22 protein-coding genes are annotated in these 23,513 nt (G+C 71.8%); 7 read left to right on the top strand and 15 right to left on the bottom strand.

Annotated features, from left to right (window positions below):
- Window positions 1-49 precede the first annotated feature (49 nt).
- The 4 genes from C8K30_RS00945 to rraA form a co-directional block, all read right to left on the bottom strand.
- The gene (locus tag C8K30_RS00945) at window positions 50-790 is read right to left on the bottom strand and encodes a DUF4328 domain-containing protein (protein ID WP_108491027.1); all 741 of its coding nucleotides are present in this window, start codon (window positions 788-790) and stop codon (window positions 50-52) included.
- A 333-nt stretch (window positions 791-1,123) separates the two neighbouring features.
- Window positions 1,124-2,809, bottom strand: coding sequence for a ribonuclease J (locus C8K30_RS00950; RefSeq protein ID WP_108491028.1), 1,686 nt, complete (start codon window positions 2,807-2,809; stop codon window positions 1,124-1,126).
- A 34-nt stretch (window positions 2,810-2,843) separates the two neighbouring features.
- On the bottom strand, window positions 2,844-3,815 hold the full coding sequence (gene dapA / locus C8K30_RS00955; RefSeq protein WP_108491029.1) for a 4-hydroxy-tetrahydrodipicolinate synthase: 972 nt from the start codon (window positions 3,813-3,815) through the stop codon (window positions 2,844-2,846).
- Window positions 3,816-3,852: 37 nt separating this feature from the next.
- Window positions 3,853-4,317, bottom strand: coding sequence for a ribonuclease E activity regulator RraA (gene rraA, locus C8K30_RS00960; RefSeq protein ID WP_108491030.1), 465 nt, complete (start codon window positions 4,315-4,317; stop codon window positions 3,853-3,855).
- A 90-nt stretch (window positions 4,318-4,407) separates the two neighbouring features.
- On the opposite strand from rraA, the gene C8K30_RS00965 reads away from it, so the two are divergent.
- From C8K30_RS00965 to C8K30_RS00995, 7 genes are all read left to right on the top strand, one after another.
- Window positions 4,408-5,880 carry an NAD-dependent succinate-semialdehyde dehydrogenase gene (locus C8K30_RS00965; protein WP_108491031.1) on the top strand — a complete coding sequence of 491 codons (1,473 nt, stop codon included), beginning with the start codon at window positions 4,408-4,410 and terminating at the stop codon, window positions 5,878-5,880.
- A gap of 164 nt (window positions 5,881-6,044) precedes the next feature.
- Entirely contained in the window at window positions 6,045-6,830 is a 786-nt protein-coding gene (locus C8K30_RS00970) for an AzlC family ABC transporter permease (protein ID WP_233256901.1), read from the top strand.
- Window positions 6,827-7,147, top strand: coding sequence for an AzlD domain-containing protein (locus C8K30_RS00975; RefSeq protein ID WP_108491032.1), 321 nt, complete (start codon window positions 6,827-6,829; stop codon window positions 7,145-7,147). Before C8K30_RS00970 ends, C8K30_RS00975 begins: the two co-directional genes overlap by 4 nt.
- Window positions 7,148-7,175: 28 nt before the next feature.
- On the top strand, window positions 7,176-7,679 hold the full coding sequence (locus C8K30_RS00980) for a GNAT family N-acetyltransferase (protein ID WP_108491033.1): 504 nt from the start codon (window positions 7,176-7,178) through the stop codon (window positions 7,677-7,679).
- A gap of 100 nt (window positions 7,680-7,779) precedes the next feature.
- Window positions 7,780-8,247 carry a hypothetical protein gene (locus tag C8K30_RS00985; protein ID WP_108491034.1) on the top strand — a complete coding sequence of 156 codons (468 nt, stop codon included), beginning with the start codon at window positions 7,780-7,782 and terminating at the stop codon, window positions 8,245-8,247.
- A 57-nt stretch (window positions 8,248-8,304) separates the two neighbouring features.
- Window positions 8,305-9,603 (top strand): MFS transporter, encoded by a 1,299-nt coding sequence (locus C8K30_RS00990; RefSeq protein WP_108491035.1) that lies wholly within the window; start codon window positions 8,305-8,307, stop codon window positions 9,601-9,603.
- A gap of 90 nt (window positions 9,604-9,693) precedes the next feature.
- Window positions 9,694-10,455 (top strand): class I SAM-dependent methyltransferase, encoded by a 762-nt coding sequence (locus tag C8K30_RS00995; RefSeq protein ID WP_108491036.1) that lies wholly within the window; start codon window positions 9,694-9,696, stop codon window positions 10,453-10,455.
- Here the strand turns inward: C8K30_RS00995 and C8K30_RS01000 are convergent.
- The 11 genes from C8K30_RS01000 to C8K30_RS01045 all read right to left on the bottom strand — a co-directional run bounded on the left by C8K30_RS01000 (window position 10,415) and on the right by C8K30_RS01045 (window position 23,416).
- Window positions 10,415-10,882 (bottom strand): hypothetical protein, encoded by a 468-nt coding sequence (locus tag C8K30_RS01000; protein WP_108491837.1) that lies wholly within the window; start codon window positions 10,880-10,882, stop codon window positions 10,415-10,417. The genes C8K30_RS00995 and C8K30_RS01000 overlap by 41 nt on opposite strands.
- Before the next feature lie 119 nt (window positions 10,883-11,001).
- Window positions 11,002-11,775: a 4-hydroxy-tetrahydrodipicolinate reductase gene (gene dapB, locus C8K30_RS01005; protein WP_108491037.1), complete on the bottom strand. Its 774-nt coding sequence runs from the start codon at window positions 11,773-11,775 to the stop codon at window positions 11,002-11,004.
- Window positions 11,776-11,864: 89 nt separating this feature from the next.
- Complete coding sequence (locus C8K30_RS01010) at window positions 11,865-13,193, bottom strand: pitrilysin family protein (protein ID WP_108491038.1); 1,329 nt, start codon at window positions 13,191-13,193, stop codon at window positions 11,865-11,867.
- A 1-nt stretch (window position 13,194) separates the two neighbouring features.
- Complete coding sequence (locus C8K30_RS01015) at window positions 13,195-15,435, bottom strand: polyribonucleotide nucleotidyltransferase (RefSeq protein ID WP_108491039.1); 2,241 nt, start codon at window positions 15,433-15,435, stop codon at window positions 13,195-13,197.
- A 222-nt stretch (window positions 15,436-15,657) separates the two neighbouring features.
- Window positions 15,658-15,927 carry a 30S ribosomal protein S15 gene (gene rpsO / locus C8K30_RS01020; RefSeq protein ID WP_020016810.1) on the bottom strand — a complete coding sequence of 90 codons (270 nt, stop codon included), beginning with the start codon at window positions 15,925-15,927 and terminating at the stop codon, window positions 15,658-15,660.
- A gap of 189 nt (window positions 15,928-16,116) precedes the next feature.
- On the bottom strand, window positions 16,117-16,614 hold the full coding sequence (locus C8K30_RS01025) for a hypothetical protein (protein ID WP_108491040.1): 498 nt from the start codon (window positions 16,612-16,614) through the stop codon (window positions 16,117-16,119).
- A gap of 42 nt (window positions 16,615-16,656) precedes the next feature.
- A complete protein-coding gene (locus tag C8K30_RS01030) occupies window positions 16,657-18,540 on the bottom strand; it encodes a heme peroxidase family protein (RefSeq protein WP_158280892.1) in 1,884 nt (627 codons plus the stop codon).
- 98 nt (window positions 18,541-18,638) lie between these two features.
- On the bottom strand, window positions 18,639-20,171 hold the full coding sequence (locus C8K30_RS30170; protein WP_146197293.1) for a DUF6297 family protein: 1,533 nt from the start codon (window positions 20,169-20,171) through the stop codon (window positions 18,639-18,641).
- Window positions 20,168-20,848, bottom strand: coding sequence for an ABC transporter ATP-binding protein (locus C8K30_RS01035; RefSeq protein ID WP_108491042.1), 681 nt, complete (start codon window positions 20,846-20,848; stop codon window positions 20,168-20,170). The genes C8K30_RS30170 and C8K30_RS01035 overlap by 4 nt, the downstream gene beginning before the upstream one ends.
- A gap of 48 nt (window positions 20,849-20,896) precedes the next feature.
- Window positions 20,897-22,330, bottom strand: a complete 1,434-nt coding sequence (locus C8K30_RS01040) for an ATP-binding protein (RefSeq protein ID WP_108491043.1) — start codon at window positions 22,328-22,330, stop codon at window positions 20,897-20,899.
- A 66-nt stretch (window positions 22,331-22,396) separates the two neighbouring features.
- On the bottom strand, window positions 22,397-23,416 hold the full coding sequence (locus tag C8K30_RS01045) for a bifunctional riboflavin kinase/FAD synthetase (RefSeq protein ID WP_108491044.1): 1,020 nt from the start codon (window positions 23,414-23,416) through the stop codon (window positions 22,397-22,399).
- Between the last annotated feature and the right edge of the window lie 97 nt (window positions 23,417-23,513).

The following is a 23,513-nucleotide window of genomic DNA, read 5'->3' on the forward strand; positions in this document are numbered from 1 at the left end:
CGGCTGCACGCTGCCCGCGCGGAGACATGTACCTCAGTCGACGTGTACCTCAGTCCGAGTTCGCGCCATCCTGCACGAGGAGGCGCTCCCGCTGCCAGGCGGTGACCTCGCGAACGATGCGAACCCACAGCACCAGTGCGACGACCATGCCGATGCTCGACACGACCTCGAGCGGCACCACGACGTTCGACGCCAGCTCGGTCAGGCCCGCCGAGGTGCGCGACGAGGTCTTGTCTGCCGATTCTCCGACGAAGTAACCGACCAGCCACGCGGCCCACCACCAGCCGATCCCGGTGGCCGGCCGAGGAGACGTCGCTCGTCGCACGTCGCGGACTACCTGGTACGGGAACCACAGGTTGACGACCGGGACCGCCCACCCGAGCCAGGCCCAGACCTTCCCTCGCTCGTGGACGAAGGACGGGTTCGCGCCCTGGGCCGACATCCTGCTCTTGTACAACCACAGACCGGAGACGGCGTACGCGGCGAGAGCGACCGGCAAGACGAGCGTGCCAACCATGTCGTAAGCGGTGAACGCTGACTCAATGGGGCTCAGCCCGAGGTCCGCCGCGTCTGCGAAGGCGTCCGCGGCCTGCGGCGCGAGCGCCGTCTGAGTCACCTGCACGACAGTCCAGGTCACGGCGAGAACGATGCTGGCTACTCCGAGTCCCGCGTGAGCCTTCAGCGGCGGCACCGTGTACAGCGGTGCACCGTACGTGTACTGCGGGGTGGGCGGCGCGGCGGTCGGCGTCGATCCGGCGGGCGGGGCGAACGGATCGTGGGACTGCGTCATCGGCGGTGCCTCTCCATGCTGGGGAACACCCGAACGCTAGCCGTGCAAGACGACCGGGTTTCACCAAATGGCGGGTGATTTAGGCAGCGGCTGATCCGCTCGCTGCCTACGCCACGTTCCGCCGGTTCACCAGGCGTCGAGCGTCCCACCCCTACACACTGCACGCGACACGCGGACGATGGCGTGCAGTGTGTTGGATTCGCCACCCGGCGATGCCGCCGTGAGTGGTGTCCGGTCATGTGAGGACGGGGTGGTGTCCCTGACCGGTTCGATCAGGGACACCACCCCGTCCTCGTGTGCGAGGGCCACCCTGCCTGGGCAACCCGGCGTCGGTTACGCCTCCACGACCACCGGCACGATCATCGGCTTGCGGCGCAGCCGCGTCGCCACGTAGCGCCCGATGGTGCGGCGCATGATCTGCTGCAGCTGGTGAGTGTCCGTGGCCCCGCCCGCGATCGCGTTCTCCAGCGCCGCGGTGACCTCCGGCATCACCTTGTCGAACACCGAGGCGTCCTCGGCCATGCCCCGCGCGAGCACCTGCGGCGGCGCGAGCACCTTGCCCGTGGCCGTGTCGATGACCGCAAAGACGGACACGAAGCCCTCCTGCCCGAGGACCACACGGTCCTTGAGCTCGGCGTCGGTGATCTCGCCGACCGACGACCCGTCGACGTACACGTACCCGCACGGCACGGCGCCGACCACTGAGGCCTTGCCGTCCACCAGGTCGACCACCACGCCGTCCTCGGCGAGCACCACCCGGTCGGCCGGCACGCCGGTCCGGACCGCGAGCGCCCCGTTGGCCACGAGGTGGCGCACCTCGCCGTGCACCGGCATGACGTTCTTGGGCTTGAGGATGTTGTAGCAGTACGTGAGCTCGCCGGCCGAGGCGTGCCCGGAGACGTGCACCTTGGCGTTGCCGCCGTGCACGACGCGCGCGCCGAGGCGGGTGAGTCCGTTGATGATGCGGAACACGGCGTTCTCGTTGCCGGGGATCAGCGACGACGCGAGGATCACGGTGTCGCCGAACTCGACCTGCACCTTGTGGTCGCCGTTGGCCATGCGCGACAGCGCGGCCATGGGCTCGCCCTGCGAGCCGGTCGACATGTAGACGATCTGGTCGTCGGGCAGCGAGTCGGCCTTCTTCAGGTCGATCAGCACGCCCGGCGGCACGTCGAGGTAGCCGAGGTCGGCGGCGATGCCCATGTTGCGCACCATGGAGCGCCCCACGAGCGCGACGCGGCGACCGTGGGCGTGCGCGGCGCGCAGCACCTGCTGCACGCGGTGCACGTGCGACGAGAAGGACGCGACGATGATCCGCTTGTCCGCGTGCGCGAAGACGTTGTCGAGCACCGGCCCGATCTCGGCCTCGGGCGTCACGAAGCCGGGCACCTCGGCGTTGGTGGAGTCCACCATGAAGAGGTCCACGCCCTTCTCGCCGAGGCGGGCGAAGGCGCGCAGGTCGGTGATGCGGCCGTCGAGCGGCAGCTGGTCCATCTTGAAGTCACCGGTGTGCAGCACGGTGCCCGCGGCGGTCGTGACCGCCACGGCGAGCGCGTCCGGGATGGAGTGGTTGACCGCGACGAACTCGCAGTCGAAGATGCCGAGCTTCTCGCGCTGCCCTTCCTTCACCTCGAGGGTGTAGGGCTTGATGCGGTGCTCCTTGAGCTTCGCCTCGATGAACGCGAGCGTCAGGCGCGAGCCGACCAGCGGGATGTCCTGACGGAGCCGCAGCAGGTACGGCACGGCACCGATGTGGTCCTCGTGGCCGTGCGTCAGGACTATCGCCTCGATGTCGTCGAGACGGTCCTTGATGTAGTCGAAGTCCGGCAGGATCAGGTCCACGCCGGGCTGGTTGTCCTCGGGGAAGAGGACGCCGCAGTCGATGATGAGCAGCCTTCCGGCGTGCTCCAGTACTGCCATGTTGCGTCCCACCTCGCCCAGGCCGCCGAGGGCGACCACTCGCAGGCCGCCTTCGGGCAGCGCAGGGGGTAGGGACAGTTCAGGGTGAGGATGACTCACGTGGCCTCCAAGGCCTCGTTCCAACAGAAAAGTTTCAGTGCCCGACGGCGGAGCTCGCCTCCGCGAGCTCGCTCACCTCGGGAAGGTGCGCGGTGTCGTCGCCGCGCAGCAGGCCGGCCTCCGCCAGCACCGCGCGCAGGGCGACTACCTCGTCGTCCGACGCCGCGACGTTCGGCAGACGCAGGAACCGGTTGTCCGTGACGCCGAGGATCTCGAGCGCCGCCTTGGCCATCACGGCCTGGGCGCCCGCGCCGTTCATCGCGTCGATGACGCCGGTGGTGGTGCGGTAGACCTCGATCGCTCCGGCGATGTCGCCGGCGTCGAACCGGCGGACCGTCTCCGCGAAGTGTGCGCCGACCACGTGGGCCGACACGGACACGATACCCGCACCGCCGACGCTCAGGAACGGCAGCAGCAGCCCGTCGTCGCCGGAGTACCAGGCCAGGCCGGTGCTCGCGGCGAGCTTTCCGCCGCCGTAGACGTCGCCGGTCGCGTCCTTGTTCGCGATGATCCGGGGGTGCTGCGCGAGGCGCAGGTACGTCTCCGGCGCGATGCGCACCGCCGTGCGGCCCGGAACGTCGTACAGCATCACCGGGAGGTCCGTGGCGTCGGCGACGGCGGTGATGTGCTGGTACAGGCCCTCCTGGCTGGGCCGCGAGTAGTAGGGGGAGACGACGAGCAGGCCGTCCGCGCCGGACTCCGCGGCCTGCTCGGCCATGCGGATCGCGTGCACGGTGTCGTTCGACCCGGCGCCCGCAAGGACCGCCGCGCGGTCGCCCACGGCCTCGACGACCGCGGTGACGAGCTCCGCCTTCTCGGGGGCGTGCGTCACCGGGGACTCGCCGGTGGTGCCGGACAGGACGAGGCCGTCGTTGCCGTCGTCGACCAGCTTCTTCGCCAGCTTCACCGCTGCCTTCAGGTCCACGGCGCCGTCGGGCGTCATCGGGGTGACCATCGCAGTCAGGACCGCGCCGAACGGGCGCGCGGGAACAGTGGGAAGAACCATGGGTCCTACCGTACCGTTTACCGCCCCGATACCGGGTTCACCGCTCCACCAGCACGCCGTCCTCGTCCGCGTACACGGTGGCGCCCGGCCGGAAGACGACGCCGCCGATCTCGACGGCCTCGTCCATCACGCCGGCGCCCGCCTTCGACGACTTGCGCGGATTGGTGCCCAGCGCCTTCACGCCGAGCTGCAGCCCGCCGAGCGCCACCGAGTCGCGGATCGCGCCGTAGATGATCGCGCCGGCCCAGCCGTTCTCGATCGCGGCGGCAGCGATGAGGTCGCCCATCAGGGCGCTGCGCAGCGAGCCGCCGCCGTCGACCACCAGGACCGCGCCGTCGCCGGGCGTCTGCGTCACCGCCTTGACGATGCCGTTGTCCTCGTGGCACCGCACGGTGCGCACGAGACCCGAGAAAGCACGGATCCCGCCGAAGTCGCGTAGCTGCACGGGGAGCGAGGCCAGCGCCTCGCCGTGCTCGTCGTACAGGTCGGCAGTCGCGGTCATGGTGATCCCCCGTCTCGTTGGCGTGCGCCAGACGATACTCGGTTGCGCGACGGGCGCGGACGCGCTTGCGCCTGCGTGGATACTCGGACTATGACGGCGACGACGCTCTCCCCCGCACTCGTGGCGCACCTGCCCACCGGCATTCTCGTCGACGGGCACTGGGGTCCCGCGGCGGACCGCGCCACGTTCGAGGTCACCGACCCGGCTACCGCCGAGCCCATCTTCGACGTCTCCGACGCCACGCCCGCCGACGCCGTACGCGCCCTCGACGCCGCGCACGCCGCCGCCCCCGCCTGGCGCGCCGTGCCGCCGCGCGAGCGCTCCGAGCTGCTGCGGGCCGTCTTCGCCCGCCTCGTCGCCCGCGCCGACGACATCGCCGCGCTCATCACCGCGGAGGCCGGCAAGCCCCTGGCCGAGGCGCGCGCCGAGGTCGTCTACGGCGCCGAGTTCCTGCGCTGGTTCGCCGAGCAGGCGGTACGCGCCGACGGCCTGGTGCGCACGGCGCCGTCGGGCGGCAACAAGCAGTACGTGAGCCGTCGGCCCGTGGGGCCGTCCCTGCTGATCACGCCCTGGAACTTCCCCATCGCCATGGCGACCCGCAAGATCGCCCCTGCGCTCGCCGCCGGGTGCACGGTGGTGGTCAAGCCGGCCGAGCTCACCCCCATGACCACCCTCCTGGTCGCGGAGATCATCCGCTCCGAGGCCGAGGCGCGCGGCCTGCCGAAGGGCATCGTCAACGTGGTCCCGACCACGCAGGCGGGCCCGGTCACCGGGCCGCTGTTCGACGACCCGCGTCTGCGCAAGGTCTCGTTCACCGGCTCCACCCGCGTGGGCCAGATCCTGCTGGCCCAGGCCTCGAAGAACGTGCTGCGCGCCTCGATGGAGCTGGGCGGCAACGCACCGTTCGTCGTGTTCGAGGACGCCGACATCGACGCCGCCGTCCAGGGCGCGCTGATCGCGAAGCTGCGCAACTCCGGCCAGTCCTGCGTGGCGGCCAACCGCTTCCTGGTGCACGACGCCGTCGCGCGCATCTTCGCGGAGAAGTTCGCCGACGCGGTGGGCGAGCTGCCCACCGGCCCCGGCACGCAACCCGGCACCCGGGTGGGCCCCCTCATCAACGAGGCGGCGGTGGAGCGGGTGTCCGGCCTGGTGGACGACGCCGTCGCGCACGGCGCCCAGGTCCTCACCGGGGGCGCGCGCCTCGACGGCCCCGGCCACTTCTTCGAGCCCACGGTGCTCACCGGCGTCAGCAGCGACGCGCGGGTCGTGACCGAGGAGATCTTCGGCCCGGTCGCCCCGATAGTGGCCTTCGGGTCCGACGACGAGGCGTACGAGCTGGCCAACGGCACCCCGTTCGGCCTGGCCGCCTACGCGTACACGACCTCGCTCGCCCGGGCCCAGCGCGCGATGGACGAGATCGAGGCCGGGATGATCGGCATCAACCGCGGCCTGGTGTCCGACGCGAGCGCGCCGTTCGGCGGCGTCAAGGCCTCCGGCCTGGGCCGCGAGGGCGCCGAGGCGGGCATGGAGGAATACCAGGAGACCGTGTACGTGGCGCTTTAGCCCGGTTCCGGGCGCGGCCCGGGTGAGCGCCCTGCCCGTGTCCGGCCCGCCTGGGTGAGCCGCCCGTCCGGCCTGCCCGAGTGAGCCGCCCGGACGAGCCGCCCCGCCCGTCCGGCCCTCGGGCGGCGCGCCGGACCGGGCCAGTGACCACGTAGCCTCACGGCGTGAACGTCCTCCCCACCGACCCGGCGGCCCGCGCCGCCGCCCGCCAGGGCGTGAGCGTCGCGGTGGCGACCGGCCTGTACGGCATCTCGTTCGGCGCCCTGTCGGTCGCGGCGGGTGTCGGCCTCGGCCCGACGATGGCCCTGAGCCTGCTCATGTTCTCCGGCGGCTCGCAGTTCGCCCTGATCGGCGTCATCGGCGCTGCGGGAACGCCCGTCGCGGCGATCGCCACCGCCACCCTGCTCGGCCTGCGCAACACGCTGTACGGCGCAGTGGTCTCGCCGCTGCTCCAGGTGCGCGGCTGGCGCCGACTCGCCGCCGCGCAGGTGACGATCGACGAGTCGACTGCGGTCGCTGTCGCCCAGCCCGAACCGGCCGCGGCCCGCGTGGGGTTCTGGGTCACCGGGATCGGCGTCTTCGTGCTCTGGAACGCCTTCGTGCTGCTCGGCGCGCTCGCCGGCGACGCGCTCGGCGACCCGCGAGCCTGGGGGCTCGACGCCGCCGCGGCCGCCGCGTTCCTCGCCCTCGTCTGGCCCCGGCTCGCGCCGCGGCGCGCCCAGCTCGTGGCGGGGCTCGCCGTCGCGGCCACCGCCGTGCTGATCCCGTTCGTCCCGCCGGGCATCCCGGTGCTCGCGGCGGCCGCCGTCGCGATAGTCGTGGGGCTGGTCGCGCCGACGTCGTCCGCCGTCGCCTCGACTGACGAACCCGCCGACGAGCTCGCCGTCGAACCTGCTGACGAACCTGCCGAAGAACTCGGGAACGAGACCGACCGGGAGCCCGTCCGATGACGACCGCAGCCCTCTGGACCACCGTGCTGGTCGCGTCGCTGGCCTGCTTCGCGCTCAAGCTCGGCGGGCACCTGATCCCGCGGTCCTGGCTCGCGTCCGAGCGCGTCTCGCGCGTCACCACGCTCGTGACGGTGGCGCTGCTCGTGTCGCTCGTGGTGGTCCAGGGCTTCGCCGACGGCCGCACGCTCACCGTGGACGCGCGCGTGCCCGCCCTGGCGGTCGCGGCCCTCGCGCTGGCGCTGCGGGCGCCGTTCATCGTGGTCGTGGTGCTGGCGGCAGGCACGGCCGCAGGCCTCCGCGCCCTTGGCTGGGGCTGACCCGGCACCGTGCCGTTAGGGTTGTCGGGTGGCCCTGTTTCGCGAGACCGCTGACGTTTCCGTCCGCCCCGCCGTCGCCGGCGACGAGTCCGCCGTGACCGACGTGCAGGTCGCCTCCTGGCGCGCGACCGGCGTCCTGGGCGAGGGCGTCGTCGACGCGCTCGACGTGCCCGCGATGCGGGATCGCTGGTCCTCTGCGATCAGCTCGCCGCCCGGCCCGGGCTTCGCCGTGCTGGTCGCGCTCGACGGGCCCAAGGTCGTCGGGTTTGCCGCAGTCGCGCCCGGTCAGGTGCTGTCGCTCGAGGTCCTGCCCGGGTCGCAGCGCGGCGGACACGGGTCGCGCCTGCTGGCGGCCGCCGTCGACCGCCTCCGCGCGGACGGTTCCGACACCGTCACCACGTGGGCGCTGGTCGACGACTCGGCGCGCGCCGCGTTCCTGAAGGCCAGCGGGCTCGGCGAGGACGGCCGCAGCCGCACGCTCGCGACGGGCGTCCGCGAGGTCGTCGAGCACCGCTGGTCCGCCCAGATCTGATACCGGCGCGTAACGCGGCGGCCCGCCGTGTTCGGCAGGCGAACTCCAGGTTTCACGCCCGTGTGACAGTCCCGTGACACGGTCTTGCGACCATCACGTCATGGGGATTCGCACGGAGTACTTCGCCGCTCCCACCGATGAGGTGGCCGCGACGGCGCTCCACACGCTCGGCGGGCCGTCCGAGCCCGACCAGCACACCGACCTGCCACGCTTCGACGCGGTGGAGGTGCCCTCCGTCGACCCGTTCGTCATGCTCGGCGGGCTCGCGGGCGTGCTGTCCGGGAGGCCGTACGGGGAGGTCACGGCGCACCCGCGGCACGGGACGCTCGTGTGCAGCGGGGGCGACGAGGGCCCGTGGATCGTCACGGTCTCGCAGATCCTGGTCGACGACCTCGCCTCCGCCGGCCCGACCCGCCTCGCCGAGGCGGCGCGCAAGTGGTCCGACACCGCGACGCCCACAGCTCCCCCGCGCAACCTCGCGGCGGCCCTGCTGCCGCTCGCGGCCCTCGCCGCCCGCGCGGCCGACCAGGGGCACGCCCTGTACTGCTGGACGAGCCTCACGGACTGATTGCGAGCACCGGCAAAAAGTGGCGCGACCGGGTCGCGGAGGTGCTTCACTTTCCCGGTGACCCGCACCCGCAGCCCGCTCTGGCGGACCTTTGTCGAGCTCCGTGGCAACCCTCGCGCCTGCGTGTGGACGGAGCCGCTGTGGGGGCTGTCCATGGCCCTGGTGCTGCCGTACGCGTCGGTGTTCATGCTGGCCCTGGGCCTGCACGACGAGCAGATCGGGTTCCTCGCGACGATCGCCATGATCTCCCAGGTCGGCTTCGGGCTGGCCGGCGGGATCATCACCGACCGCCTCGGCCGGCGCGCCACGACCGCATGGTTCGACGTGATCGCCTGGGTGATCCCGTGCCTGCTGTGGGCGTTCGCGGAGAACTTCTGGTTCTTCCTCGCGGCGTCACTGGTCAACGGCGCCCTGCAGGTCACGCAGAACTCGTGGGACTGCCTCATGGTCGAGGACGCCGAGCGGGGCCAGATCACCAAGATCTACTCCCTGGTCAAGGTCGCGGCCGACTGCTCCGCCCTGTTCGCGCCGCTGGCCGCCATCCTGGTCGCCCAGCTCGGGCTGGAGCCCGCGGTCCGCATCCTGTACGTCAACGCCGCGGTCGTGATGACGGCGAAGATCGTCTGGCTCTACCTGTGGTCGAGGGAGACCCGGCAGGGCCGCGTCCGCATGGCCGCCACCCGCGGGCAGAGTGTCTGGCACCTGCTGGCGGGGTACCGCGGCGCGCTCGGGCTGCTGCTGCGCTCGCGCGGGTCGCTCCTCGCGCTGGCCATCGCCGCACTGACGGCGGCGGTCACGCTCGTCAACGGCACGTTCTGGCAGGTGGTGGTCAGCCAGCACCTGCACGTGCCGGACGCGCTGCTGCCGTTCTTCCCGATGGTCCGCTCGGTGCTGTCGGTGGTCTTCTTCTTCACGCTCATCCCGCTCCTGACCACCGCCGTCGACCTCAGGCGCGCCACGTTCTGGGGGTTCGGGGTCCACCTCGCCGGGCAGGTGGTGCTGGTCGCGATCCCCGCGTCCGACGGCGCCGCGACGGCGACGACGTACGCGTTCCTCGGCCTGTGCCTGCTGCTGGACAGCTTCGGTGCGGGCATGCTGTTCATGCTCTCGGAGTCGCTCGTCGCACTGCACGTGGACGAGGCCGAGCGCTCGCGCGTGATGGCGCTCCAGCGCACGTGCATCATGCTCGCGGCGGCGCCGTTCGGCTGGATCTCCGGCTGGCTCTCCGGGATCGACCGCACCTACCCGTTCATGCTCACGTCGGTGCTGCTCGTCGTCGGGCTCGTGCTGGTGGCGGTGCGCTGGGTGCCGACACACCCGGACGCGGACGCAGTCCCGACGTCCGGGCACGCCTGACGCGAGGCCGATGCTCGGGCGGAGCGGTTCCGGACCGGAGCACCCACGGGACCTCGCGCGGCGTCACGCGGGCAGGTCTACCGTCGTCCCATGGCCTTCGACGTCGCCGCCGGCGCTTACGCGCAGTTCATGGGCAGGTACGCGGAGCCACTGGCGGACCAGTTCGCCGAGCTGGTCGGCATACGGCCCGGTCAGCGAGCGCTCGACGTCGGGTGCGGCCCGGGCGCCCTGACCGAGCGGCTGGTCGCCAGGCTCGGCGCCCATGCGGTCGCCGCGGTCGATCCGTCGACGTCGTTCATCGAGGCCGTCCGTGCGCGCTGTGCGGGTGCCGACGTGCGCCTGGGAACCGCCGAGAACCTGCCCTTCGACGACGACAGCGTAGATCTCTCGGCGGCACAGCTCGTGGTGCACTTCATGAGCGACCCGGTCGCGGGCCTCCAGGAGATGGCGCGGGTGACCAGGCCGGGCGGCCAGGTCGCCGCGAACATCTGGGATTTCCACGGCGGCCGGGCGCCGCAGTCGGTGTTCTGGGGGGCCGTCCGGGATCTCGACCCCGCCGCGACCGACGAGTCGGACCCGGCGGGTGCCCGCGAGGGACACCTTGCCGAGCTGTTCCGGGCGGCCGGTCTGACCACCCTCAGGTCCGCCGAGCTCACCGTCGTGTCGTCATACACCGGCTTCGACGAGTGGTGGCACCCGTACACGCTCCTCGTCGGACCGCCCGGCGACTATGTGGCCGGTCTGGAGCCGGACTCCCGGCGGGCACTCGAGGAGCGCTGCCGGCGGCTGCTCCCCGACGGGCCGTTCGACGTCACGGCGACCGCGTGGGCCGTCGTCGCGCGGACCGGCTGAGCGCGGCGGCCTTGCGCAGTGCCTCGCGGGCGCGGCGGCGGTCGCCCGCGGCATCGTAGGCGAACGCCAGGTGATACCAGGCGCGCCAGTCCTCGGGGGCGGCCTCGACCGCGGCCCGGCGCGGCTCGAACGCCTCGTCCGCCGCGGACCGGTCGATGCGGCCGCCGGGCGACCGCGGCAGGTCATCCACAGGGAGGTCGCCCTCGGCGAACAGCGTGTCGGCCATGATCTGCACGGTCGCCGCCAGCCGGTACTCCCGCACGATCAGCCCGATGACCAGCAGCGGGATGATCAGGACGGCCAGACCGATGGCGATGAGCACCGGCTCGCCGGTGCGCGCCATCGCGATGCCGCGCCCGGCGATCTGCCAGACGTACAGCGCGAGGAGGGCGGTCACGGCCAGCGCGCCGGGCAGGCCCTTGGGCAGCTTCCGGCCCGACGCCGGAGGCTCGCCCGGAAGGTCCTTCGAACGGTCGGGCTGACGCTCGCCCGGGCTGCCGGGCTGGCGCTCGCCCGGGTGGTCGGCGCCGTCGGCCCGCGGCTCGCTCACGACAGGTCCAGCACGTGCTCGAGGCCGACGGTCAGCCCGGGGCGGGACACCACGGAGCGGATCGCGAGCAGCACACCCGGCATGAACGAGGCCCGGTCGAACGAGTCCTGCCGGATCACGAGCTGCTCCCCCTCGTTGCCGAACAGGATCTCCTCGTGTGCCACGAGCCCGCGCAGCCGCACGGCGTGCACGCGCACGCCGTCGACGTCGGCCCCGCGAGCCTCCCAGCCCACCTCGGTGGCATCGGGCGAAGGCCCGCGCCCGGCCTCGGCGCGCGCCGAGGCGATCGCCGCGGCGGTGTGCCGCGCGGTGCCCGACGGCGCGTCCACCTTGTTCGGGTGGTGCAGCTCGATGACCTCAGCGGACTCGAAGTACCGTGCGGCCTTCGCGGCGAAGGTCATCGCGAGCACCGCCGAGAGCCCGAAGTTCGGGGCGATGAGCACGCCGAGCGACTTCTTGCCGCCCTGCCCCCGGGGCGACAGCTCGGCGAGGTGCGCCGAGACGCGGGCGCGGGCGCCGTCGTCCCAGCCCGTGGTGCCGACCACGGCGTGCGCGCCGGCGTCGAGCACGGCGTGCACGTTGGCCTCGGTGACGGCCGGGACGGTGAAGTCCACGGCGACGTCGGCCCCGGCGAGGGTCTCGGCGGAGACGGCGTCGCCGCGCCCGAGCCGGGCGACGAGCTGGAGCCCGTCGGCAGCCTCGACCGCGGCGCAGGCCTGCGTGCCCATGCGCCCGGTGGCGCCGAGCACGGCCACCTTGATGTCACTCACGATCTACACCCTAGTTCCTCGGTGAGTGCTGGATCTTCGCCCTTTTTCGTGTGCCAGAAGGGCGAAGATCCCGCACTCAGCGGTGCGGTTCAGTTGTCGAACGGGCCTACGCGGACCACCGAGCGGGGGCGGGCGGCCAGGTCCTGGGCCAGGGCCTGGACCTCCGCGGACGTGACCGCCTGGATGCGCTCCAGCGACTCGGCCAGCGACAGCAGGTCGCCGTACACGAGCTCGGCCTTGCCCAGGCGGCTCATCCGTGACCCGGAGTCCTCCAGCCCGAGCACCGTGCCGCCGGAGAGCTGGCCCACGGAGCGCTTGAGCTCGGCCTCGGTGATGCCGTCGTTCGCGAGCTTCTCGAGCTCCTCGACGAGCAGCTCGGTGACCTGGTCCGCCTTCGCGGCCGCACAGCCCGCGTACAGGCCGAACGTGCCGAGGCCGCCGTGGGCGGACGCGAACGAGTACGTGGAGTACGCCAGGCCCCGCTTCTCGCGGATCTCCTGGAACAACCGCGACGACATGCCGCCGCCCAGCACGGCGTTCAGCACCGACAGCGCGAAGCGCCGGTCGTCAGTGGCAGAGATGCCCGTTGAGCCCACGATGATGTTGGCCTGCTCGACCGGCCGCTTGACGGTCAGCTCCACACCCGCTTCGGGCACGCCGGCCCGGTCCTCGTCGGTGGCCCGGCGGTCGCGCGGTGCGGTCGCGGCGTCGAGCTCCCAGCCGCCGTCCGACAGCGCCTGGGTGACCTGCTGCACGAGCTTGTCGTGGTCGATCCCGCCCGCGGCCGTGACCACGAGGGTCTCCGGCCGGTAGTTCCAGCGGTAGTGGTCCCAGACGGCGTCGCGCGGGACGGCGTTGATCGTCTCGGGCGTGCCGCCGATGGGGCGGCCCAGCGCGTGGTCGCCCAGGACGACGGCGGAGAACTGCTCGTGCACGACGTCGGTCGGGTCGTCGTCGTTCATCGCGAGCTCTTCGAGGATGACGCCGCGCTCGGTCTCGAGCTCGTCGGTGTCCAGGCGCGCCGACGTGACCATGTCGGAGATGACGTCGACCGCCATCGGCAGGTCGGAGTCCAGCACCCGCGCGTAGTAGCAGGTGTGCTCCTTGCCGGTGGCCGCGTTCGCCTCACCGCCGACGGCGTCGAACGCCTCGGCGATGTCCATCGCGGACCGCCGGGCGGTCCCCTTGAAGAGCAGGTGCTCCAGGAAGTGCGTAGAGCCGAAGTGTCCGTCTGTCTCGTCCCGCGAGCCGACGCCGATCCACGCACCCACCGTCGCCGAGCGCTGGCCCGGCATGTGCTCGGTGAGTACACGGACACCGCCGGGCAGGACGGAGCGACGAATCGTCGCCCCGTCCTGCCCGGCGGTCAGCTCGGCACCGGGCTCGCCCGCGGGGACGAGCGGCAGGTGCCAAGTCATGTCAGGCGTCCGCGGGTGCGGTGGCCTCGGCGGCCGGCTCGGCGGCGTCGGCGGACGCCTCCTCGTCGGTGACGGCGACCAGCGACAGCTTGCCCCGCGGGTCGATCTCGCCGATCTCGACCTGGACCTTCTGGCCGATGGACAGGACGTCGTCGACGTTCTCGACGCGCTTGCCGCCCACGAGCTTGCGGATCTGGCTGATGTGCAGCAGACCGTCCTTGCCCGGGGAGAGCGAGATGAAGGCGCCGAACGACGTCGTCTTGACGACGGTTCCGACGAACCGCTCGCCCACCTCGGGGACGTGCGGGTTGGCGATCGCGTTGATCGCCGCGCGGGCGGCCTCGGCCGAAGGGCCGTCGGTGGCACCGATGTAGACCGTGCCGTCGTCCTCGATGGAGATGTCCGCGCCCGTCTCCTCCTGGATCTGGTTGATCATCTTGCCCTTCGGCCCGATGACCTCGCCGATCTTGTCGACGGGGACCTTCACCGTGATGACGCGCGGGGCGTTCGGGGACATCTCGTCGGGCGTGTCGATCGCCTCGTCGAGCACCTCGAGGATGGTCAGGCGGGCGTCGCGGGCCTGGCCCAGCGCGGCGGCCAGCACCGAGGCGGGGATGCCGTCGAGCTTGGTGTCGAGCTGGATGGCGGTGACGAACTCCTTGGTACCGGCGACCTTGAAGTCCATGTCGCCGAACGCGTCCTCGGCGCCCAGGATGTCCGTCATCGCGGCGTAGCGGGTCTCGCCGTCCACGGTGTCGGACACGAGGCCCATCGCGATACCGGCGACCGCCGCGCGCAGCGGCACACCGGCGTTCAGCAGGGACAGCGTGCTCGCGCACACGGAACCCATGGAGGTCGAACCGTTCGAGCCGAGAGCCTCGGACACCTGGCGGATCGCGTACGGGAACTCCTCGCGGCTCGGCAGGACCGGGACCAGGGCACGCTCGGCGAGCGCGCCGTGGCCGATCTCGCGGCGCTTCGGGCTGCCCACGCGGCCCGTCTCACCGGTCGAGTACGGCGGGAAGTTGTAGTTGTGCATGTAGCGCTTGCGCGTCTCCGGACCGAGCGAGTCGATCTGCTGCTCCATGCGGAGCATGTTCAGCGTGGTGACACCCAGGATCTGGGTCTCGCCGCGCTCGAAGATGGCGGAGCCGTGCACGCGGGGCAGCACCTCGACCTCGGCCGAGAGGGTGCGGATGTCCGCGAGCCCGCGGCCGTCGATGCGGACGCCGTCGGTCAGCACGCGCTGACGGACGAGCTTCTTCTGCAGCGAGCGGAAGGCAGCCGACAGCTCCTTCTCGCGACCCTCGAACTGGGCGTCGAGCTGCTCATGCAGGCCGGCCTTGATCTCGTCGAGGGTGTTCTCGCGCTGCTGCTTGTCCGCGACGGTGAGCGCGTCGCGCGTCGGCGCGGCCACGGCCGCCTCGACGGCGGCGAAGGCGTCGTCCTGGTAGTCCGGGAAGAGCGGGAACTCCTGCGTCTCCTTGGCGGACTGCGCGGCGAGCGCTGCCTGAGCGTCGCACAGGGCCTTGATGAACGGCTTGGCCGCCTCGATGCCCTCGGCGACGACCGCCTCGTTCGGAGCCGCGACACCCTCGTTCTTGATGAGGGTCCAGGCGTTGTCGGTGGCCTCGGCCTCGATCATGGCGATCGCGACGTCGTCACCGACGACACGGCCGGCCACGACCATGTCGAAGACCGCGCGCTCCTTGTCGGAGTACTTGGGGAACGCGACCCACTGGCCGTCGACCAGCGCGATGCGGACCGCGCCGACCGGGCCGTCGAACGGCAGGCCGGAGATCTGGGTCGACGCCGACGCGGCGTTGATCGCCAGCGTGTCGTACGCGTCGTCGGGGTGCAGCGCCATGACCGTGATGACGATCTGGACCTCGTTGCGCAGGCCCTTGACGAACAGGGGGCGCAGCGGACGGTCGGTCAGGCGGCAGGTCAGGATCGCGTCGGTCGACGGGCGGCCCTCGCGGCGGAAGAACGAGCCGGGGATACGGCCCGCGGCGTACATCCGCTCCTCGACGTCCACCGTCAGCGGGAAGAAGTCGAACTGGTCCTTGGGGTGCTTGCCGGCCGCGGTGGTCGACAGCAGCATGGTCTCGCCGTCGAGGTACGCGGCGACTGCGCCGGCGGCCTGCTTGGCGAGGCGTCCGGTCTCGAACCGGACGGTACGGGTGCCGAAGCGACCGTTGTCGATAACGGCCTCGGCGAACTGGATCTCGGGACCCTCCACGGGTGCCCTCCTTCTGTTGGGTGTGTTCTCTTGGAACGCCCCCGTGCCTGGCGGTCATCGATCGAGGCCTACCGAACCCCCGCTCGCGAGCGGGGCGTTCGGGAAGCCACTACCGAGGACCGGACGAGGTCACGGGCGGCGTGGTCAAGCTGTTGTACTGCTACAGCATCTCACCAGACCAGCCCGGCCCCCGCATGGGGGCCGGGCTGGGAGGTGGGATGGTCAGCGGCGCAGGCCGAGCTTGTCGACCAGTGCGCGGTAGCGCTCGATGTCGATCCCCTTGAGGTAACCCTGGAGACGACGGCGCTGGCCCACGAGGAGCAGCAGACCACGACGGCTGTGGTGGTCGTGCTTGTGCTCCTTCAGGTGCTCGGTCAGGTCCTTGATGCGCTGCGTGAGGAGCGCGATCTGCACCTCCGGCGAACCCGAGTCGCCCGGCTTGGTTCCGTACTCGGAAATGATCTGCTGCTTGGTGGCAGTGTCGAGCGGCATGGCTCTCCTTCGGTGTTGTTGCGCGGTGCTCCGGGACTCATTCACCGGGGCGCTCTGGATCCGCGGCCGTTCTGACGGCGATACAACATTACCAGTGCTGGGCCCTGCCGCCCGACGACGGCCGCCCCGCAAGCTGTGACGTCACCCGCACACGCCGAGGAACATCTTGAGCTCCGCTCCTGCGCCTTCTCAACGCCCCCTGCGGTGAACGCTCGGGTCTCCATATGAAGCACGGATCTGGCTCAGCCGGTCCGAATACTCGTCCTCAGTGAGCCACGGCTCGCGAGCCAGCTTTACGACCCGCCCGGTCTCGCTGTCGACGTAGTCGACCTCAGGTGGCGTCACCATGAAGTTGGGTTCGTACTTCGCCGTCGAGTAACCGAGAGCCCGCTCCGAATCCGCGCAGTTTGCTCGCAGGGGGAGGACCATGCGCCCACCCACGATCATGACGCCTCCCGCAAGCCACGACGGAAGCCCGACGATCCCGGCGACCCACCAGATCCACGGCCCGTACCTGAGGCCATCGAACTGAGAAAGCGCCACCATGCTGCCAGCCAGGCCGATGAACACGAGCAGCCCGGGAACGCCGATGCGATACAGCCTCCGGAGGATCCGGTCCCAGTCATGGACCGACCGTCCGGGGAGCATCTCCAACTCGATGTCGGGGCGCCACGACTCAGCCGTCACCGGCGCAACGTACCAGTTGGATGCGTTGCGCCGGTGCGGGCCTCACGCCCCGTCGTGCCCCGCGTAGCCGTCGCCGGCGCGGCGGAACTCCGGCTCTCCGGCGGCGTCCCGGCCGATCGGGAAGACTCCCGCGAACGCCAGGAGGTCCGGGATCGTCGTGATGAGGCGCCGGTCCTCGAACCGGACGCCGTAGGCCGGCGTCCAGTCGCGACCGGGGCGGCGCATGAACGACTCGTCGTCCAGCCGCAGCAGGTAAAGGAACGTCTCCACGAGGATGCGGCTGCCGACCTCGCCCAGGAAGTTGCCGTTGCCCTGGACCTCGGCCTCCTTGAGCACGTAGTACCACAGGGGCGTGCCGTCGAGGTCGTCGAGCGCCGCCACCACCTCGGGCGACGCGTTCTGCCGGAGCTGCTCCGGAGTGAGCGGACGGACCCGCAGCTCCTGGGCCACCGCCTCCCCCGTAGGGATCGCCAGCATGTACCCGCGCAGCAGGTTGCGCTTCGCGAGATGCTTGAGCAACTCCTTGATGGGTTCGGGGGCCGAGTTGCCCTCGTTGAGCAGATCGCCGAGGCCGTCCGCCAGGAACGGGTCGATCTTGCGAGCCATGCGGAACGTCAGGGGGTCGCCCTTGTCAGTGAGCCGGGGCCACTCGACGGGCCAGTTCGACGGCAGGGCGGGGAACGGGCCCAGGCCCTCGGGCGCGAGCCCACCGTTGCCGGTGAACCGGAACAGATCCTCGAGCCTCGCCACCCCGCCGGGACCGTTCCCCGTGAAGTTGACGTTGAAGTCGTAGGCGCCGCGCACCATCGAGTGCCCGAACCGGAACGCCGCCACTGCGAACTCCAGCGGCATCGCCACCCGGCGCGCGGGCCGGAACAGCCTCGGCCCCGTGGCCAGGACGGAGTCGAGCACACCGGGCTTGGTGAGGGTACGCAGGTAGTCGTGCACCACCAGCCACTGGTAGTGGAACCGGACGAGCTGCTGCGCGCGGTCGAACAGCTCGCGCTCGGTCGTGGCGGACCACGGCTCGTGCTGGGCCACCCAGTCCACGACGGCGTTGTGGAACCGGATCATCGCCACGTGGAACTGCGCCACCACGAGGTTTTCGTCGTTGCGGCTGTCCGGGATCAGCGGCATGCGCTCGCTGCCCGGCTCCGCGCTGCGCGGCAGGTCGCGCTGCGGGTCGTCACCGGGTGCCACGAGCGAGAACGGCCCGATGGGGTCGGTGCCGATCCGGCCGAGCCGCAGCTTGGCCGAGCCGGGCACGTAAGCGGCCTCGCTCCGGGTGGTGCCGCGGTCCTTCTCGCCCTCGAACCGCGGGCCCGAGCCGTACAGGCTGTCGAGATCGAGCAGCGGGACGCGCCCGTTGTGCAGACTGCTCCGGACGTCGTCCGGCTCGAACGCACGGAACGGCTCGCTCACGATGTCGCCGAGGGCCTGGTCGCCGTGCGGTCCGGTGCCGTCGTCGGGGCCGTTCGTATTGAGCGTGATGTCGTGGTCGATGAACTGACCCCAATAGGTGTAGATCGACGGGATCGTGGAGTCGCGCGGGGGCGCCGGCGGCGCTCCAGGAGCCGGCGCAGGTCCCGGCGCCGACTCGATCATGCCGGCGCCGAGCCGCACTAGAGCGGCCCGGGTCGCATCGAGGTGCTCGCCATCGGGCAGATGCCCATCAGGGAAGTTCTCGGCCAGGTTGCGCAGCAGGTAGTCGAACGACGTCGTCGCGTCGAACCGGCGCTCGCGCAGGTCGCGACGCACCGCTTCCTCGGTGCGCGGCATGAGCGTCGCCGTGCTGTCGCGCGAGACCGCCTGAGCGTTCACGTTGACGTCGGCGGGCACGAACACACCGCCGTGCCCGATACGACGAACCGTGCGGCCGGCCGGCGACTGCGCCAGGCTGCCGCCCCCGTTCGGATTCTGGACCATTGGTAACTCCTTCGCTGGGGTGAAGGTCATCCACCTGACACGGAGGGGCGCGAGCCGCGGCCGCGTACCGATTCGCGTGGGTGAATCCCCCGGCGGAGTCAGCGGGAGGCGCGGTACACGGCCAGAACAGCGGCCGTCACCTGCGCGACGACGAGCCCCGGCGTCACGCCCGACACCACCGCCCACGCGAGCGGGATGGTGCCGAGCAGCGCCACGTCCGGCCCCTTCAGCTGGTGCAGCACCAGCCCCGTCGGGAAGGCCCCGGCCGGCGTGGCGCTCATCGGCACGTCCCACGGCACCGGCCCGCGGTAGGCCGCCCGGACCGCAGCCGCCCCGAGCACGACGGCGGCGGGGGCGGCCACCGCGATCCACTGCCCACCGCCGCTCACCACCGCGACAAGCACCAGCACGACGACGGCGGCCAGCACCGGCCATACCGTGCGGACGGCGCGCGTGGTCCGGGCGCCCAGCGGCACCAGGGAGTCCAGGCGCGGGTTCTCCCCCGCCGCCCGTAGCCCTCCGGCGCCCGAGAGCGCCCCGGCGTACCCCACGCAGGCGAGGACCGCCCACAGCCCGATCCCGGCGGAGAGCACGGGCACCTGCACGGCCACGGCCCCGGCGGCGGCCAGCGCGACCAGTCCGGCGAGGGCGGCGGGCGAGCGCAACAGGAGGGTGGCGTCGGCCGCCAGCAGAGCACTGACCGGGCCGCGCGCGGTCCCCGGCACCCAGCGGAAGGCGCGCGACGCCGTCGGCCCCGCGCCCAGGGCCCGGGTCACGCCGCCGCCGTCGAGCGAGAGCAGGGCCGCCGAGGCCTGCATGGTCGCCGACGCGCGGGCGCGCAGCTCGCCGGCCCGGAGCCGGTCCAGGCGTCTCGCCCAGGCCACGAGGGCGACGCCACCGGCCACGCCCAGCGCCGCGGGCACGTCCCACGGCACGGCCCAGGCGCCCCATGCGGGGGCCCACAGCGCGAGGCCGAGGCCGGCCACCGGCACCGCAGCGAGCAGGACTTCGAGCACCCTGCCCAGCCAGCTGCCCGACGCCCCGCCCGTCACCTGCAGCACGCCCGCCCCCGCTACGACGACGAGCCCGAGCGACCCGCCGAGCGCGGCGTCCGCAGCGATCCCGGCGAGGCCGACACCCACGAAGGCCGCGGGCACACCGCCCACGACCAGCCCCGCGCCGACCCCGACGAGCACCGAGCGGACCACAGAGGGCGAGACCAGCCCAGCCCGGTCGGCCGGGGTCGGGACCCACCAGCGCACCCCGGCGGCAGGCAGGCCCGCCGGCCCCAGACGCAGCGCGAGCACCGCGCCCGCGACCACCGCGAGGGCGAGCACCAGGGCCTGGACCAGGCCAGGCCCGAGCCCGAACCGGGTGGCGTCGGACTCGAGCAGCTCCCGCACGGGGGCGCCGAACCCCCACACGTACAGCGCGACGAGCGCGAGCGAGATCACCACCTCGCCGACGTCCAACGCCACCCGGCCCGGATCGGTCGGCAGGTTGTGCGCCCGGACCCGCGCGGTCAGACGACGCAGCTCGGCGCCGGTGAAGCGTTCGTCGTCGACGCCGACGAGCCGCGGGCGCCCTGGCGCGGCGTCGTCGATCCCGGCATCGGCAGCCTCGCCCGTCACCGGAAGCCCGCCAGCACACCGGGCGCGTCGGACGGCCGCAGCAGCACGGCGTCGTCGTCCGACAGGTGCAGCGCGCTCGCACCGGTCGCGGCGAGGAGCCGGTCGTCGTGCGTGGCGAACAGGACCGCCGTGCCTGCGTCGGCCTCCGCACGCAGCGTGTCGCCGAGCCGTGCGCGCATGGCGGTGTCGAGTCGCTGCTCCGGCTCGTCGAGCACGAGCAGGTCCCGCGGCCGCACCAGGGCGCTCGCCAGCAGGAACCGGCGGCGCTGCCCGGACGACAGGGTGTGCGGCATGGCACTGCCGTGCCCGGCGATGCCCACGTGGTCGAGCACGCGGTCGGTGACGGCGCCCGCTTCGGGCACGCCGTGGCCGCGGGCGGTGAGCACGAGGTGCTCGCGGACGGTCACGCCCGGAAAGAACGCGTCGTCGTCCAGCACGCCGGCGACGCGTGCGCGGAACTGCCGCTCCCGCTCGTCCACGACCCGGCCGAAGGCGCTGGCCTTCCCGGACAGCGGCTCCTGCAGGCCGAGCACCGTGCGCAGGAGGGTCGACTTGCCGGTGCCGTTGGCGCCGATCACCGCGACGATGTCGCCCGCGCCCAGCGTGAGGCTGACGGGCGCGCAGACGGCGTTGCCGCCGTACCCGACGACCAGATCGGACAGCTCGAGGAACGTCATGTCCACCTCAACGCGCCAGCTGCCGGAAGATCTCCCGCGCGATGAACTTCATCGCCAGGCCCCGACGATCTCGTCCGGCCCCCAGCGCGCGGCCAGGGGAAGCCCGGCCTCGAAGCCGCTCCGGGCGACTGCGACAAGCGGCGTGTCGGAGTCGGTTCCCGGTACGGCGCCGCGCGCTCGGGCGAGATCGTCGAACTCATGCGTTCCGAAGGTGTCGGCCTCGTACCACTTCACCGATCCGATGAACTCGACCTTTCGTGCCGTAGGAGTGCGGTCCACGCCCACCAGATCGACCTCGGGATTGTTCTGCCGGTTCCACCAGCCGCCGACCGCCTCGACCTCCGGCCATTCGGAGTCCAGCAGGAGCCGCATCAACGACTCCCGGACGAGCGGCTCCACGGCCCGGCCACGCCATGTGGTCCACGACCGCTCGATCCGATCGAGAGCCACGTCCCCACGCCCGCGTTCGACGAGAGGAATCGCCCGGCGGAGAAATGCAAGCCAGAAGTGCAGGTAGGGGTCACCGAGGCGATACCGCTTGTTCTTCGTGTCCGACGACGTCGACAGCGGGAAGTCGGTCTCGACGATCCGCTTGGCCTCCAGTGTCCTGAGCAGCGGGTTCAGGGTGCCGGCCGGCAAAGATCCCGAGCTCCCTGCTGCGGCAGCGATGGCAGAGAACGTCCGCTCGCCGTCACCGATCGCTTCCAGGATGGCCCTGCTGCGCGAAGACTCCGGGAACTCACCGAGCAGGGAGAGCTCGCCGGCAACAAGAAGCGGTGAGAGCGGAACGTCGAGCGCCCCGCGGAGAAATTCCACTCGCGACATGCCGGGCGCCCAGGTCTGGACGATCTCGGGAAAACCACCGGTGATCAGGTGAGCGTCGATCGCGTCCGCCGCATCCAGGCCCGCCATCATCTGGACGTCAGCCACGTTCAGCGGCGCGATGTCGATCTTGGTCGCCCGCCCGAAGAACGGTCGGCCGTAGGTCTGCAGCGCTTCCATGACCGACAGGTCGCTGCCGATGAGGAGCAGCAGCACGGGCTTGCGCGACAGGTATTGATCCCAGACGGTCTGGAGCGCTCCTTCGAACTCGGCATCTTGCTGGACCAGCCAAGGGACTTCGTCAAGAACGACGACCGTGGGCCTGTCGTCCGGCAGGAGCTCGGCGAGCGCGCGCAGAGTGCCGTTCCAGTCCGGCGGGCTCAGGTGCGCGAACAAGGCGGGGGCCTGCAGGCTCGACTGAGTGAGCGTCGCGAGGAACTCTCGCCGCTCGGCCATCGGATTGCGTCCCCGCGTCGCCTGGAACACGACGTACTCGCGACCGGTGCGATCGCAGAACTCCTGCGCGAGGCGCGACTTACCGACGCGGCGGCGGCCGGTCACGATCAGGGCCCTGCCACGCGTGGTCCCCGCTCCTGTCTCGATACCGTCCAGCAGGCCGTTGAGACGCCGCAGATCCGAGTCACGTCCGTGAAACTGCACCCTTGCCCCAAACTAAGATTGAATCTTACTAAGATCCAATCTTAGTTTACCGGGCACATCTTCGCCCTACGGCCGCAGGATCTTCCGGGCGCGCGCCACGTCGTCGTTCATCTGGGCGATGAGCGGCTCCATGCCGTCGAACCGGAGCGTGGGCCGCAGGTGGGCCACGAACTCGAGCGCGACCGTCTGGTCGTACAGGTCGAGGTCGGTGCGGTCCAGCACGTACGCCTCGACGCGGCGCTCCACGCCGTCGAACGTCGGGTTGGTGCCGACGGAGATCGCGGCGGGCAGGATCTCCTCCTGCCCCAGCCCAGCTCCGGACACCGCTGCCCGGTCGCGCTCGGGCCGGGCGAGGCTCGCGCAGGTCGCGGCCGTGCCGCGACGCAGCCAGCCGGCGTAGACGCCGTCGGCCGGGACGAGCCCGGTGATGTCACCCAGATTGGCGGTCGGGAAGCCCATCTCACGGCCCCGGGCATCGCCGTGCACGACGGTGCCGCGCACGAGGTGCGGGCGGCCCAGCACGTCGGCGGCCTGGTCGACGTCGCCCTCCGCGAGCAGCGCGCGCACCGCCGTCGACGACCAGCGCTGGTGCCCGTCGCCCTCGGCACCCGAGTCCCCCACGTCCTCGATGGCGACGACCTCGAACCCGTGCTGCCCGCCGAGCTCGACCATCGTGGCCAGCGTGCCGGCGTTCTGCTTGCCGAAGCGCACGTCGTGCCCCACCACCACGGTGCGGGCGCCGAGGCCGTCCACGAGGTACCGGGCGACGAACTCCTCGGGCGTCTGGGCCGCGAAGTCGAGGGTGTAGTTCACCAGCAGGGTCGCGTCGAGGCCCGTGCGCTCCATGAGCGCCAGCCGGTCCTCCAGGCCAGTGATCAGCTCAGGCGCCGCGTCAGGTCGGTGTACCGCCGACGGGTGCGGATGGAACGTCACAGCGACGGCGCTGGCCGCGTCGCTCCGGGCGAGCCGGAGGATGCGGTCGAGCACCGCCTGGTGGCCGCGGTGGACGCCGTCGAAGTTGCCGATCGTCACCACTGATGGCCCGAATCCCGGGGGAACCTGTTCCAGGTCCGTCCACAGCTGCACGCGGGTAGCTCCTCATGAATCGGGTGGCGCGGGTGCAACGGTCGCTCACACGCGACGTCCCGCACCAGTCGTCAAGCCTAGCCGGAGCCCGGGGATG

Origin of the sequence: Promicromonospora sp. AC04 (assembly GCF_003058225.1) — a bacterium.
Taxonomy (GTDB): domain Bacteria; phylum Actinomycetota; class Actinomycetes; order Actinomycetales; family Cellulomonadaceae; genus Promicromonospora.

Bases quoted from the DNA above. Each gene is read 5' to 3' on its own strand.
- C8K30_RS00945 (WP_108491027.1), bottom strand. From the start codon at position 790: ATGACGCAGTCCCACGATCCGTTCGCCCCGCCCGCCGGATCGACGCCG.
- dapA (WP_108491029.1), bottom strand. From the start codon at position 3,815: ATGGTTCTTCCCACTGTTCCCGCGCGCCCGTTCGGCGCGGTCCTGACT.
- rraA (WP_108491030.1), bottom strand. From the start codon at position 4,317: ATGACCGCGACTGCCGACCTGTACGACGAGCACGGCGAGGCGCTGGCC.
- C8K30_RS00965 (WP_108491031.1), top strand. From the start codon at position 4,408: ATGACGGCGACGACGCTCTCCCCCGCACTCGTGGCGCACCTGCCCACC.
- C8K30_RS00975 (WP_108491032.1), top strand. From the start codon at position 6,827: ATGACGACCGCAGCCCTCTGGACCACCGTGCTGGTCGCGTCGCTGGCC.
- C8K30_RS00985 (WP_108491034.1), top strand. From the start codon at position 7,780: ATGGGGATTCGCACGGAGTACTTCGCCGCTCCCACCGATGAGGTGGCC.
- C8K30_RS00995 (WP_108491036.1), top strand. From the start codon at position 9,694: ATGGCCTTCGACGTCGCCGCCGGCGCTTACGCGCAGTTCATGGGCAGG.
- C8K30_RS01010 (WP_108491038.1), bottom strand. From the start codon at position 13,193: ATGACTTGGCACCTGCCGCTCGTCCCCGCGGGCGAGCCCGGTGCCGAG.
- rpsO (WP_020016810.1), bottom strand. From the start codon at position 15,927: ATGCCGCTCGACACTGCCACCAAGCAGCAGATCATTTCCGAGTACGGA.
- C8K30_RS01030 (WP_158280892.1), bottom strand. From the start codon at position 18,540: ATGGTCCAGAATCCGAACGGGGGCGGCAGCCTGGCGCAGTCGCCGGCC.
- C8K30_RS01035 (WP_108491042.1), bottom strand. From the start codon at position 20,848: ATGACGTTCCTCGAGCTGTCCGATCTGGTCGTCGGGTACGGCGGCAAC.